This is a genomic window from Ureibacillus thermophilus, assembly GCF_004331915.1.
Taxonomy (GTDB): Bacteria; Bacillota; Bacilli; order Bacillales_A; family Planococcaceae; genus Ureibacillus; species Ureibacillus thermophilus.
The window spans coordinates 1,473,309-1,487,632 of record NZ_CP036528.1; the positions used below are offsets into that span (position 1 = coordinate 1,473,309).

A 14,324-nucleotide genomic window follows, 5' to 3' on the forward strand; every position below is an offset into this window, starting at 1 on the left:
TTTTAAACGAAAATGTTTAGCATAGAAAATGCTTTTTTGATACACTTACTAATGGTATAAAAATAATGGTGGCATACGCCTCATAAAGAAAGGAGATACCATACATGACCGAGAAGAAAGTTTATCGTTACGATTGGGCCGGACGTCCATTAATCATCGAAGTCGGACAATTGGCTAAGCAGGCGAACGGTGCTGTACTTGTGCGCTATGGAGACTCGGCTGTTCTTTGTACCGCAACGATGTCAAAAGAAGCTAAAGCGTTAGACTTCTTCCCTCTGACTGTCAACTACGAAGAGCGTTTATACGCAGCTGGAAAAATTCCTGGAGGGTTCATTAAACGGGAAGGCCGTCCATCAGAACATGCCATTTTAGTTTCCCGCTTGATTGACCGTCCGATTCGTCCAATGTTCCCGGATGGTTTCCGCAATGAAGTACAAGTTGTATCCATGGTTATGTCTTCTGATCCAGATTGCCCGACAGAAATGGCAGCATTAGTTGGATCATCCTTGGCGCTTTCCATTTCGGATATTCCATTCAATGGTCCTATTGCCGGCGTGAATGTTGGCTACGTAGATGGAAAATTTGTCATCAACCCGGATGTGACGCAATCTGAAAAAAGTACAATCCATCTATCCGTAGCAGGAAATAAAGATGCCATCAACATGGTGGAAGCCGGAGCATTGGAAGTGCCGGAAGAAGTGATGCTAGAAGCCATCATGTTTGGACATGAAGAAATTAAAAAATTAATTGAATTCCAAGAACAAATTGTGGCAGAAGTCGGCAAAGAAAAAATTGAAGTTGAATTGTTTGAAGTGGATCAAGAAATTGAAAGAGCGGTAAGAGAAATGTGCGAACAAGATATGATTGCCGCAATTCAAACAGTGGAGAAACTCGCCCGTGATGAGGCAATTGAAGCTGTAAAACAGCGTGTAGTTGCCCATTATGAAGAACAAGAAGCCGATGAAGAAACATTAAAACATGTGCATATAGTGCTTGATAAAATTGTAAAAGAAGAAGTTCGCCGCTTAATTACAGAAGAAAAAGTACGCCCAGATGGACGGAAAGTAGACGAAATCCGCCCGCTTTCATCAGAAGTAGGCTTATTGCAACGGGCTCATGGTTCGGGGTTATTTACCCGCGGTCAAACACAAGTGCTTTCCATCTGTACTTTAGGACCATTAGGCGATGTGCAAATTATTGATGGATTAGGTTTGGAAGAATCAAAACGCTTCATGCACCATTATAACTTCCCTCCTTTCTCAGTAGGGGAAACAGGTCCGATGCGTGGTCCAGGACGTCGCGAAATTGGTCACGGTGCACTAGGTGAAAGAGCATTGCTTGCAGTCATCCCAGATGAAAAAGAATTCCCTTACGCGATTCGCTGCGTATCTGAAGTATTAGAATCAAACGGTTCCACTTCCCAAGCTTCTATTTGCGCATCAACCCTTGCCATGATGGACGCCGGTGTGCCAATTAAAGCACCTGTGGCAGGTATTGCGATGGGACTTGTAAAACAAGGCGACTATTATACGATTTTAACGGATATCCAAGGCATTGAAGACCATCTTGGGGATATGGACTTTAAAGTAGCTGGAACGGAAAAAGGTGTTACGGCGCTGCAAATGGACATTAAAATTGATGGATTATCCCGCGAGATTTTGGAAGAAGCGCTTAAACAAGCAAGAGAAGGACGCATGATTATTTTGGAGCATATGAAACAAACTCTTGCCGAGCCGCGCAAACAACTTTCAAAATATGCGCCTAAAATCATTTCCATCAAAATCAATCCTGAAAAAATTCGTGATGTCATCGGTTCTGGCGGAAAAACAATTAATCGAATCATCGATGAAACAGGTGTTAAAATCGATACAGAACAAGATGGTACAATTTACATTTGTTCCGCTAATGAAGAAATGAACCAACGGGCGAAAGAAATGATTGAAGACATCGTTCGCGAAGCAAAAGTGGGAGAATATTATTTAGCCACTGTAAAACGCATTGAAAAATTCGGCGCATTCTGTGAAATTTTACCAGGAAAAGATGGGTTATTGCACATCTCTGAAATTCAAGAAGAGCGCACACATAAAGTGGAAGATGTGTTAAAAGTCGGCGATAAAATTCTTGTAAAAGTCATCGATATCGATGATCAAGGACGCATCAATCTGTCCAGAAAAGTTGTGTTAAAAGAGGACAGAGAACGGGAAAAACAAAATTCAAATAATTAATAAGAGGAGAGGTTGTAGAAAAGGAGAACAACCTCTTTTTATATTGTCTAAATCAATCAAAAAACTTTTCAACTTATTGATAATTTTGTAAAGTAAAGAGTAGCTTCGATGGAAAAGATTGAATGATGAAATAGAAAGAGGTTGAACATTGGTTAACGTTTATACTTGCCAAAATGGCGTAAGGATCGTATATGAACAAGTTCCATATGTTCGTTCCATTGCAGTTGGAATTTGGGTGGGAGCTGGCTCCCGATTTGAAATGCCTGAAGAAAACGGCATTACCCACTTCATTGAACATATGCTCTTTAAAGGAACAATGACCCGTACAGCGCGACAAATTGCAGAAGAGTTTGACCGCATCGGCGGAGAGCTGAATGCGTTCACAACGAAAGAAAATACTTGTTATTATGCGAAAGTGCTCGATCATCATGGGAAATTAGCCATTAATATTTTAGCGGATATGTTCTTCCATTCGACTTTTGAAAAGAATGAATTGGAAAAAGAACGGCAAGTCGTTTTAGAGGAAATTTTGATGAGCGAAGATGCACCCGATGATGATATCCACGAACGTTTATGGAGGGTCATGTATCCAAAAGACCCATTGGGACTGCCCATTTTAGGAACGAAAGAAACCCTTCAAACTTTTAATCGAGATTTAATCTTAAATTATATGGAAAAATATTATTATCCGAAAAATGTGGTTATTTCCTTAGCGGGGAATATATCGAAGGAATTGCTACTACATATTGAATCGTTGTTCGGAAAATACGAGCCTTCTAAAAAAGCTGTTCCAATCAGTTTATCATATCCGGCTTTCCATTCAGGCCGATTTATTAAGGAAAGGGATGTAGAGCAGTCCCATCTGGCAATGAGTTACCCTGGAATCAACGTAAAAAATGCTAATTATTATAGTTTTATTACCCTTAATAACATTATTGGAGGCAATATGTCTTCACGCTTATTCCAGGAAGTCAGGGAAGAAAAAGGGCTTGCTTATACTATATATTCCTATCCTTCCTGCTATATGGATGTCGGTGCCATGACCATTTATGGAAGCACCAACAATCAACAATTGGCTTTATTGCATGAAACGGTTATAGAAACCATTGAAAAAATAAAAAGGGAAGGCGTTACACCTCAAGAACTTGAGAATGGAAAAGAGCAGCTGAAAGCAAGTTTCCTTCTAAATATGGAAAGTATGACGAACCGCATGAGCCGAAATGGAAAAAATGAGCTGATTTTTGGCAATCATCTAACGGTGGATGAAATTCTTCAAAAAATTGATGCGATTTCTCTAGAATCCATTCAAAAACTTATTGATCAAATTTTTGCTGTTGAACCGGCAGTGGCCATCATCGGGCAGGATATCCAAAATTATCAACGAAAAATGGTAAATGCATGAAGAAAAAACGAGCAAGGGAAAGCGTCCTCTGCTCGTTTTTTTATGTTAAAATTCCTTTTTCTCCAAAATGTAGGTGGAAAGTTTATAAGATAAATAGAAAAGAATGGCAGAAACCGGCAAGGAAAGAAGACTCAATATATCCAAAATTTCAAAAAACCGTACACTCCAATTCCCATTGGATACAATATTTGTAGCGATAATTGGGATGAATATAGCAGCTAGTATCAAAATGCGCCCCTTTTGGATTCCGTATTTAATGGTTGCTGGAATCGTTAGACCCAACATAATCAGCAAGCTGGAGGCGACAATAGATAAAACCTTCAAAAATTCATTCATCTCAATAGCTGCTCCGGACATCTCGTTCGTAATCAGAAATACTGGAAAGATAATCAAGAGCATCAATAAGAGCAAAATTAAGCTCAATATATATTTGCTTTTTACAATATCGGCTTTTTTCACCGGCATCGTATAGACATAACGATACCAATTGCTTGTTTCGTCATAGGCAAGGAGGGTGTTGATTTGTGTAATGCATAAAACGGTTAGAAAAATCATCAACATTCCAGGGTCTCCAAAAAAGAAAGAGGCGAAGAAAAATAACAATGTTAAAGTGACGATTAAGTTCTTTTGATTGAACATCAAATACAAATCTTTCAAAATAAGCGCTTTCATGGACGAACCCCTTTCACAAAAAATAACATAATCTCTTCAATGGACGGCTTATCAAGGGAAAAGGCGCTGCTCACTTCATTGCGTTTCACTAAAATTTCAACGCCAAACGCATTTTTCCGCATGCGCACTTTCGCATGTTCCGAAAGTTCCATCGATTGTTCCATACTGCCTTTCCAAATGCCATAGTCATACAATAGTTCGTCTTTATTTTTGCTGAAGATAATTTCCCCATCATGAATGAACGTAATGTAGTCTGCAATTTTTTCTAAATCTGATGTGATATGGGTGGAGAATAAGATGCTGTTTTCTTCTTCCTGCATAAACTCCATGAAAAGATCTAGGATTTCATCCCGCACAATCGGATCAAGCCCGCTTGTCGGTTCATCTAAAATTAGTAATTTCGGATGATGACTAAGAGCAATCGCAATAGATAGTTTCATCTTCATTCCACGGGACAGCTGCTTAACCGGCTTTTTGAAAGGAATTTTAAATCGTTTTAATAGTTCAACATAGTAAGATTCATCCCAACGGTCGTAGATTTTCTCCAAAATGTTGTTAATATGAGTTGCATGCAATGTGTCCGGAATATAAAGGTCATCAAACACAACGCCAATGTTTTGCTTTATGGATGTTTCGTGTTTTGTGTGGTCAAGGCCAAAAATCTTGATTTCTCCGTTCTCTTTTTTTAATAAATTTAATAGGCATTTAATCGTTGTTGTTTTTCCAGCTCCATTTTCTCCGACAAATCCCATAATGGTGCCAGTTGGCAATTGAAAAGAAACATCTTTTAATTGGAACTGGTGAAATGATTTTTTCAGATTCTCTACTTCAATAGCATTCGTCATTCCAATTCCTCCTCCACTAACAATGACAAAATATCAAGTAATTCTTTTCCCTCGATACCTGCGAGCTTTGCCGTTTGAACTGCTTTCGTTAAATGCTCCTCCACTTGGCGCAGCAATTCTTCCCGCAAAAATTCCTGATTTCGTTCCGCTACAAAACTTCCTTTTCCAGCAAAGGTGACGATAAATCCGTCCCGTTCCAAATCCGCATAAGCTCTCTTTGTTGTCATCACGCTGATTTTCAATTCTTTTGCAAGATTTCTGATGGAGGGAAGGGGGTCTCCAGGCTTTAATTTCCCTGTAATGATTGCTTGTTTCATTTGCTCTGTAATTTGTTCATAGATCGGTTTATCGCTTGCGTTGCTGAGTTTTATTTCCACAAAGTCACCACCATTCTTCAATACAACCGTATATATACAGTATATACAGTTATAACAGAGTGTCAATAGAAAGTTTTACAACTCTGATGGGCACCTAACCGATTTTTCATGCATATAGTACTAATAAGCTCACGGAGGAGGGAATGGATGCTATTATCAGAGCTCGCTGAAAAAGAATTGATTGAGATGGAAAATGGCGTTCGTTATGGCTATTTATCGGAGACGGAATGCATTTTTGATCCGAAAACAGGAAAAATAATAGGTTTTGAATTGATTGAACCATCCCGTCTGCCTTTTCAAAAGAAGAAAACGAATTCTTCATTGTTTATCCCTTGGGAAGAAATTCATTTAATTGGAGAAGATCGGATTTTATTCCGCAAAACAACGAGTGCAAGAAGGTATTATGACAAATGAGAAACGAAAGATGGATGGTAATTGGAACGGATGAACGATTAAAAATTCTTGCCAAAAAGTTAAGCAACCCTGAGCGTACGGTTTACTATAAAAATAAAACGAATTGGGATCATGAATGCAACCAGTTGGCCATTGAACTTGAGCCGGACTACATCGTTTTGCCAATCCAGCCTTTGAAAGTGGAAGTGCCTGCTTTAATGGGAATTGAAAATGCCGTCATTTTTTGCGGCAAGACCAATGAGAAATGGAAAGAGATTTTAAAAGAAAATACGGTTTACTACTATCTAGAGGACGAAGAGTTTATTTGGCAAAATGCGCTGCTTACGGCAGAAGCCTTTGTTGCGAGATTTTATCAAACGAAGGAAGCCATTTCCGGAAAAAGATTTATTGTGACCGGTTTTGGCCGCGTTGCGAAGACCCTTGGACATTTGCTTCGCAGCATCGGCGCGGAAGTGATTGTCGCAGTCCGATCTGAAGTGCAGTTTAACGAAGCGAAAGCCTTTCGATATAAAGCATCTTATTTAGCAGATGTAGGAGATATTGAAGCGGATTATTTCGTCAACACCATTCCGGCAAAATGGCTGGATGCAAAATTAAACGAGAAAATACTCATTCCAATTTATGATTTGGCATCTGCTCCAGGTTGTTTGCAGGATGGGGTGGAGCGAGAATTTTACGAATTATTGCCGGCATTGCCTGGGAAATATTTCCCTAAAGATGCAGCAAATATTTTATACAATTCGATTGTTGGTCAGTTGAGGAGGGGTAAATCTTGCTAAAGGGCAAAAAAGTTGGACTTGGCATTACGGCTTCCCATTGCACATATGAGGATGTTGTGCCAAAAATTACGGATCTCCGCAATGCAGGAGCAACGGTGATCCCGATTGTATCCCATTCAGTATTAAATGCAGTTACTCGTTTTGGTTCTGGAGAAGAATGGGTGAAAAAAATAGAGGAATTATCTGGAAATAAAGTTGTTTCTACAATCGTCGAAGCTGAACCTTTCGGGCCTAGAAATCCGCTTGATTGCATGGTCATTGCACCGATGACAGGCAACTCCATCAGCAAATTTGCCAATGCGGCGACAGACAGCCCAGTGCTAATGGCTGCAAAAGCAACCCTTCGAAACGGCAATCCGGTAGTCATTGGAATTTCCACAAATGATGCTCTTGGTTTAAACGGCGTCAACATTATGAGATTATTAAATTCGAAAAATATTTATTTTATTCCTTTTGGGCAAGATGATCCATTCAACAAACCAACTTCCATGATTGCCGATTTTACAAAAATGGTGGATACGGTCGTGCACGCAATTCACTACAAAAAGCAGCTTCAGCCGTTAATTATTCAATACCATAAAGAAAATTAATTTTTATCACACAATTCAGTCAAATTGTGATAAAATTTTCATCATTATATGAAGATTATTTGTTTACTATTTTAGGAGGAGATTTGTGCAATGACGAAGCAATTAACAGTAGCGATTGTAGGTGCAACAGGTGCAGTCGGTACAAAAATGAAAGAACAATTACTAAAAAGAAATTTTCCAATTAAAGATATAAAATTTTTAGCTTCTGCAAAGTCTGCAGGAAAAGAAATCGAATTCGGAGGCAAAACATACAAAATTGAGGAAGCAACTCCAGAAGCCTTTGAAGGCGTTGATGTGGCGCTATTTTCTGCTGGCGGTTCCGTATCCGCAAAACTTGCTCCGGAAGCGGTTAAACGCGGTGCTGTCGTGATTGATAATACGAGCCATTTCCGAATGGATCCAGATGTGCCATTAGTGGTGCCTGAAGTGAATCGTGAGGACTTAAAGAAACATAATGGAATCATTGCCAATCCAAACTGTTCTACAATCCAAATGGTTGTTGCATTGCAGCCAATTCGCGAAAAATTCGGTTTAAAACGAGTGATTGTTTCCACTTACCAAGCCGTTTCCGGTTCAGGAATCTCTGCCATTGAAGAACTTCGCGTACAAAGCGGCGAGTGGGAAAAAGGCAAAGATGTGGAAGCAAAAGTGCTGCCGGTAAAATCTGAACCAAAACATTATCCAATAGCCCGAAACGTGATTCCTCAAATTGATGTATTCACAGAAAATGGATTTACAAAAGAAGAAATGAAAATGATTAATGAAACGAAAAAAATCATGCATTTGCCTGATTTGGAAGTTGCGGCAACATGTGTGAGAGTTCCGGTTGTTGCTGGACATTCTGAATCTGTTTATATCGAAGTAGAAAAAGAGGCAAGTGTACAAGAACTCTTTGATGTTTTAAAAGACGCTCCTGGAGTAGTACTGCAAGATGATATCAACAACCAAGTTTATCCGATGCCCATTTTTGTAGAAGATGAAGACCCAGTGTATGTAGGAAGAATTCGCAAAGACTTGAATCATCCAAAGGGCTTCCATCTATGGATTGTTGCAGATAACTTATTGAAAGGTGCTGCATTGAACTCCATCCAAATCGCCGAAGCAATGCTAGAGGATAACTTACTGTAAGGGGTGTTAGATTTGGATTTAGGTAGGGTCGCTACTGCCATGGTTACACCGTTTCAAGAAGATGGCGACATTGATTTTGAAGCGGTGGAGAAATTAATTGAACATTTGATTTCGAATGGAACCGATTCGATTGTCGTATGCGGTACAACGGGCGAAACCCCAACTTTGACAAAAGAAGAGAAGCTCAAGCTCATTCAGTTTACTGTAGAAAAGGTGAATAAACGGGTTCCTGTCATTGCAGGCACGGGCTCTAATGATACAAAAGGAACGATTGAGATGACAAAAAAAGTAGAGAGCCTTGGCGTTGATGGGGTTATGCTGGTGGCTCCCTACTACAATAAACCAAATCAGCGAGGTCTTTATGCACATTTTGAGGCAGTAGCAAAAGAAACGGCTTTACCAATTGTCCTTTACAATGTACCAGGACGTACTAGTTCCAATATCGAAGCCGCTACAACAATTGCATTAAGCAAAATACCTAATATCCAAGTCGTGAAAGAAGCAAGTGGCAATTTAGATCAAATGGCGGAAATATTAGCAACAACTGATGACAATTTCTTCGTCTACAGCGGCGACGATGCATTGACGCTGCCCCTTTTAGCCATCGGTGGCAAAGGAGTCATTTCCGTTGCCTCCCATGTGGTGGGAAATGAAATGCAGGCGATGATTCGAGCCTTTGAAGAAGGGCGCTTAGAAGCTGCAGCGAAAATGCATCAAGCCTTATTGCCGCTTTTTAAACAATTGTTTAAATGCCCGAATCCGGTTCCAGTAAAATATGCTTTGGGCAAAGTAGGCTTTTCAGTCGAACGTGTTCGTTTGCCGCTAGTTGAGATGACAGAAGAAGAGAAACGGCAATTTGATGAAGTTTGGGAACAAGTGAAACAAAGCATTTAAATCCTGCTGTCCAAACAATTCTATTTTGGATTGTTTGGGCTGCAGGTTTTTTTAATTTCCACTATCGAAATCCCATTTTTTATTTGTACTTCCTCCCAACTCACCGTATAATGATAAATAAGTGGTTGCGCGTTCGGGATAATATTAGGAGGAAAGATTGTGATCAAAACAAAAAATGAAGTAATTCGAATTATCCCACTTGGAGGGGTGGGAGAAATTGGTAAATCTATGTACGTGGTCGAAATCGATGACGAAGTGTTCATTGTCGATAGCGGACTTATGTTCCCAGAAGATGAAATGCTTGGAATTGATATTGTGATTCCAGATTTTACTTACTTGGAAGAAAATAAAGATCGGATTAAAGGTATATTTTTAACCCATGGCCACGAAGATGCCATTGGTTCCATCGCCTATGTATTGCAAAAAATTAATGCACCTGTGTACGGATCGAAGTTGACAATTGCTCTTGCAAAGGAACATTTAAAAGAGCTGCCGGCGCCATATCAAGTGAAATTTTTTGAAGTGACAAACAAAAGCCGCATGAATTTCCAATCAACATACGTAACTTTTTTCCATACAACACATAGTATTCCGGACTCTTTAGGAATCGTGTTCCATACTTCTGAAGGAGCAATTGTGTTTACAGGGGAATTTAAATTTGACCAATCGGCAAAAGGAAAATTTAAGCCGGATCTTGCGAAAATGGCTCAATTAGGTGATGAAGGAGTATTTATTTTGCTTTCTGAATCAACGGAAGCAGAACGTCCAGGATATACGACAAGTGAAACCGTGATTGAAGAAAAATTAGCGAAATACTTCTATTCTGCCCCTGCACGCATTATTGTTGCAGTATATGCATCGAATTTTATCCGCATTCAACAAGTATTCAACCAAGCGCAAAAATCGAATCGAAAAGTCGCTATCGTAGGAAAGAGCCTTGAAAAAGTCGTCGATATCGGTGTGAAGCTTGGATATTTAACCATTGATGAAAACACGTTAATTCCAATCACAGAAATCAGCAAATATGAAGATGATGAATTAATCATTATTGTGACAAGCAATCAAGGAGAACCTCTTGATGCCCTTGATAAAATCGTCAGAAAACAACATCGCGACATTCGCATCAAAGAAACGGATACGGTGCTAATCACTTTTACACCGTCTCCTGGAATGGAAGTGCAAATGTCGAATGCGATGAACAATCTTGCCAAAGCTGGTGCAACGGTATTAACTGCTGATAAAAAAGTCCATGTTTCTGGACACGGCAGCCAAGAAGATTTAAAACTCATGCTAAACTTAATGAAACCAAAATATTTTATCCCGATCCAAGGCGAATACCGTATGCTCATCGCACATTCCAAATTAGCACAGCAAGTAGGAATCGATAAATCAAGAATTTTCATTGCAGATAAAGGCGATATTGTGGAATATCGCAATGGAAAAATGCGCATAAGCGGAAAAGTCCAGGCAGGAAATGTATTGATTGACGGAAGCGGCGTTGGCGATGTAGGGAACATTGTGTTAAGAGACCGGAAATTATTGTCTCAAGACGGCATTTTCATTGTAGTCGTGACGCTGAACCGTTCTCAAAAGAGAATCGCTTCCGGTCCTGAAATTATTTCCCGCGGCTTCGTCTACGTCCGCGAATCGGAGGAACTGATTTCAGAAGCGATCAAAATTGCCCGAGAATGTATTGAAAAATACGTGAACAAAGATACATTTGAATGGACAAATATTAAGCAAGAAATTCGTGAAACCCTTAGCGCATATTTATTCCAAAAAACGAAACGTCGACCAATGATTATCCCAATCATCATGGAATATTAATCGAACTTAAAAAGACAGGATTTTCTTTACCGTATCGGCGGTTAAGGAAATCCTGTTTCTCATACTTTTGATTGTTGATTGCAAAGTAGGTGAACAATTTGGCGAAAAGGAAAGCGAAAACGAAAGCAAAATCCGGCATTTCCCTCCTTTATTATGAAATCATCGGTTTGTTATTGATCGGATTTGCCATTATTATCTTTTTCGAATATGGTTTCGTCGGCAAAACGGTGCAAAATCTATCGATGTTTTTATTGGGAAACCTGCATTTTGCCCTCCCCTCCTTCCTGGTAATATTTGCCGTTTTATTGATGGTAAAGAGGGAAAAAATCCCTATGACAGATCGCATTATAATTGGCGTGTTCATGATGATTTTGAGTCTGTCTATTTTTAGCCATAGCGTCCTCATTGAAGAGTTACATAAACAAAATGCATTACAATCGAATTCGGTGTTGAAAGAAACTTGGCGAATTTTGATTACTGACGAGGGAATTGTCAATAAAAGCGATGCGCTTGGCGGAGGATTTATAGGGGCGCTTCTTTTCAGCATGTTTCATATTTTATTTGGTTCCACTGGGGCTCGGGTTGTTGCGGTTTTAATGGTGTTAAACGGAATTGTGCTAGTGACGGGAAAGGCTTTAGTGCCCGTGATTGCCGAGAAAATTCCCAACATAAAAATAAAATTCCCAAAAAAGAAAAAGCGGAAGCGCCGTTCATTAAATAAAGATGTGAATGTCAGAAAACGGACAAAATCGGAAGAACCGTCTGCTGTAGAGGAAATGGTTGCATCGGATGAAGAAGTAGCTAAGTTTTCTATTTTGGAAGAAGATGATGAAGAACATGAACCTATTATTTCAGCTTTTACACAACATATAAAAAAACAAGAAGAGCCGGAAGAAGAAAAGGATGAATCGATAGAACAGACGATTCAGCAATCCGTTGAGCAAAATGTGGAAAATCAAGATTATCGCTTGCCGCCAATGAATTTATTGAACGTTCCGCCCGAGCACGATCAAAGCAGCGAATATTCCATTATCCAAGCCAATGCGAAAAAGCTGGAACAAACGCTGTTAAGCTTTGGGGTAAAAGCAAAAGTCGTGCAAGTTCATTTAGGTCCGGCTGTAACAAAGTATGAAGTGATGCCGGATGTGGGAGTAAAGGTTAGTAGAATTGTCAATTTACAAGATGACTTGGCCCTTGCACTGGCTGCAAAAGACATTCGAATGGAGGCGCCGATTCCAGGAAAATCCGCCATTGGTATTGAAGTGCCAAACAGCGAAGTGGCGGTTGTGACATTAAGGGAAGTGCTTGAGTCGAAAGAAAATAATAAACCGGACGCCAAACTGTTGATTGGATTTGGACGTGATATTGCTGGACAGGCGATTTTAGCGGAATTAGACAAAATGCCTCACTTGCTTGTTGCTGGTTCTACTGGAAGCGGTAAAAGTGTGTGCATTAACGGAATCATTCTTTCCATTTTAATGCGGGCAAAACCCCACGAAGTCAAAATGATGTTAATTGACCCGAAAATGGTGGAACTCAATGTCTATAACGGGATTCCCCACTTGCTCGCTCCGGTTGTAACGGATCCGAAAAAAGCATCTCAAGCATTGCAAAAAGTGGTCAGCGAAATGGAAAGACGCTATGACTTGTTCTCCCATACAGGAACTCGAAACATTAAGGGCTACAACAGATATGTGGAACGCTATAACGAGGAGCATGAAGACAAATTGCCAAAATTGCCTTACATCGTTGTAGTAATCGATGAGCTGGCAGATTTAATGATGGTTGCATCCCACGATGTGGAAGATGCCATTACAAGGTTGGCGCAAATGGCTCGGGCGGCGGGTATTCACTTAATCATAGCTACCCAAAGACCATCTGTGGATGTCATCACGGGTGTCATTAAAGCAAATATCCCGTCCCGTATAGCCTTTGCTGTATCTAGTGCTGTCGATTCCCGCACAATCCTTGATATGGGCGGAGCAGAACGCCTCTTAGGTCGGGGAGATATGCTCTTTATGCCAGCTGGAACGTCAAAGCCAATCCGCGTGCAAGGGGCCTTTGTTTCTGATGAAGAAGTGCAGGCGGTTGTTGATTTTGTTGTTTCCCAACAAAAAGCCCAATATGATGAGTCGATGATTCCGACAGATGAACCGGAAAAAACTTTTGAAGAAGATACCGATGAATTATATGATGAAGCGGTCAAATTAGTTGTGGAGATGCAATCGGCTTCCATTTCGATGCTCCAGCGCCGCTTCCGTATCGGCTATTCCCGTGCTGCAAGAATTATCGATCAAATGGAAGCCCGCGGTGTGGTTGGTCCTCCTGATGGCAGTCGTCCAAGACAAGTGTTGATTTCCGATATCAATGACTAAGAAACGTGAACTACCCCCACTTAATTTTCTAGCGAAAATTTGAAGTGGGGGCTTCCAAAGAAGTTTGACTGCTTTAAGCAATCCTTATTCTTTGAGGCGTGTCCACTTCGCCGCTAGAGCATAAGACACTCAGGTCTACAGCTTTACTTTTCTTTAAGGTGTTTAATGCACCATTTACATCAGCATTGATTAGTTTGCCGGACTTTGTTCGATACAAACCTCGCTTAATACGTTTACCACTGAACTTATATTCTTTTGGATTGTCAGCATTATATTCAGGAATCTCATCGCCGTCAAAAAAGCTGGCTTTAGACGTATATGACTCTTCCTGTTTGAAGAATTTAATGCCGTAAAATTTACAAAGATACTCTAGTTTTTCTTTTATATTACCGAGAGGAATATTGACAAAGTTTTGATTTGTCTTTTTTCCTAGATTCATATTGCGCTGTAATGTTTCAGCATAGCCAATGACAAGTTTGCCAATTTGATTTTCAATACAGTAGTTTATGATGTAACGGCAAGTCTTGTTGATATAATCATTAACTTTATTATTGCGATTCATAGCAAGCAAAGCTTGTTTACGAGTTGTACCTTTGATTTTTTGCTTATCTTTAATGCTTTGAAGTCTGGCATTTTCTTTGTTAAACCATTGATTAATACTTTTTAATCTCCGCCCATCAATGATGAACGATCTGCCGTCTGATGTGACACAAGTGGCAAGATTATTTAATCCTAAATCAATCGCCAGTGCTTTTTGGTCATTTAATTCTCTTTGATCTTCAGGCATTTCATATTT

General features: G+C 39.9%; 13 protein-coding genes. 9 read left to right on the forward strand and 4 right to left on the reverse strand.

The annotated features are described in order from the left end of the window. Nucleotides 1–104: 104 nt before the first annotated feature. Nucleotides 105–2,225 carry a polyribonucleotide nucleotidyltransferase gene (pnp, locus tag DKZ56_RS07290; RefSeq protein WP_208652064.1) on the forward strand — a complete coding sequence of 707 codons (2,121 nt, stop codon included), beginning with the start codon at nt 105–107 and terminating at the stop codon, nt 2,223–2,225. 148 nt (nt 2,226–2,373) lie between these two features. Next, nucleotides 2,374–3,627, forward strand: a complete 1,254-nt coding sequence (locus DKZ56_RS07295; protein WP_208652065.1) for a M16 family metallopeptidase — start codon at nt 2,374–2,376, stop codon at nt 3,625–3,627. A gap of 45 nt (nt 3,628–3,672) precedes the next feature. Here DKZ56_RS07295 and DKZ56_RS07300 read toward each other — a convergent pair whose 3' ends face one another. From DKZ56_RS07300 to DKZ56_RS07310, 3 genes are read right to left on the reverse strand one after another with little or no spacing between them, the layout of a single operon-like run. Next, nucleotides 3,673–4,299: an ABC-2 transporter permease gene (locus tag DKZ56_RS07300; RefSeq protein WP_208652066.1), complete on the reverse strand. Its 627-nt coding sequence runs from the start codon at nt 4,297–4,299 to the stop codon at nt 3,673–3,675. Further along, nucleotides 4,296–5,144, reverse strand: a complete 849-nt coding sequence (locus DKZ56_RS07305) for an ABC transporter ATP-binding protein (protein ID WP_208652067.1) — start codon at nt 5,142–5,144, stop codon at nt 4,296–4,298. Before DKZ56_RS07305 ends, DKZ56_RS07300 begins: the two co-directional genes overlap by 4 nt. Further along, nucleotides 5,141–5,521: a GntR family transcriptional regulator gene (locus tag DKZ56_RS07310; RefSeq protein WP_208652068.1), complete on the reverse strand. Its 381-nt coding sequence runs from the start codon at nt 5,519–5,521 to the stop codon at nt 5,141–5,143. The genes DKZ56_RS07305 and DKZ56_RS07310 overlap by 4 nt, the downstream gene beginning before the upstream one ends. A gap of 147 nt (nt 5,522–5,668) precedes the next feature. Between DKZ56_RS07310 and DKZ56_RS07315 the strand changes: the two genes are divergently transcribed. The 7 genes from DKZ56_RS07315 to DKZ56_RS07345 all read left to right on the forward strand — a co-directional run bounded on the left by DKZ56_RS07315 (nt 5,669) and on the right by DKZ56_RS07345 (nt 13,528). Beyond that, the gene (locus DKZ56_RS07315) at nt 5,669–5,935 is read left to right on the forward strand and encodes a YlmC/YmxH family sporulation protein (RefSeq protein ID WP_208652069.1); all 267 of its coding nucleotides are present in this window, start codon (nt 5,669–5,671) and stop codon (nt 5,933–5,935) included. Beyond that, a complete protein-coding gene (locus tag DKZ56_RS07320; protein ID WP_208652070.1) occupies nt 5,932–6,714 on the forward strand; it encodes a dipicolinate synthase subunit A in 783 nt (260 codons plus the stop codon). Before DKZ56_RS07315 ends, DKZ56_RS07320 begins: the two co-directional genes overlap by 4 nt. Continuing rightward, entirely contained in the window at nt 6,708–7,304 is a 597-nt protein-coding gene (locus DKZ56_RS07325) for a dipicolinate synthase subunit B (RefSeq protein ID WP_208652071.1), read from the forward strand. The genes DKZ56_RS07320 and DKZ56_RS07325 overlap by 7 nt, the downstream gene beginning before the upstream one ends. 90 nt (nt 7,305–7,394) lie before the next feature. Beyond that, entirely contained in the window at nt 7,395–8,432 is a 1,038-nt protein-coding gene (locus DKZ56_RS07330) for an aspartate-semialdehyde dehydrogenase (RefSeq protein ID WP_208652072.1), read from the forward strand. A gap of 12 nt (nt 8,433–8,444) precedes the next feature. Further along, a complete protein-coding gene (gene dapA / locus DKZ56_RS07335) occupies nt 8,445–9,326 on the forward strand; it encodes a 4-hydroxy-tetrahydrodipicolinate synthase (RefSeq protein ID WP_208652073.1) in 882 nt (293 codons plus the stop codon). A 159-nt stretch (nt 9,327–9,485) separates the two neighbouring features. Next, on the forward strand, nt 9,486–11,153 hold the full coding sequence (locus DKZ56_RS07340; protein ID WP_208652074.1) for a ribonuclease J: 1,668 nt from the start codon (nt 9,486–9,488) through the stop codon (nt 11,151–11,153). Between the two features lie 89 nt (nt 11,154–11,242). Continuing rightward, nucleotides 11,243–13,528 (forward strand): FtsK/SpoIIIE family DNA translocase, encoded by a 2,286-nt coding sequence (locus DKZ56_RS07345; RefSeq protein ID WP_425471043.1) that lies wholly within the window; start codon nt 11,243–11,245, stop codon nt 13,526–13,528. A 73-nt stretch (nt 13,529–13,601) separates the two neighbouring features. Here the strand turns inward: DKZ56_RS07345 and DKZ56_RS07350 are convergent. Beyond that, the coding region (locus tag DKZ56_RS07350; RefSeq protein ID WP_208652076.1) for an RNA-guided endonuclease TnpB family protein at nt 13,602–14,324 on the reverse strand (723 nt) is incomplete at its 5' end.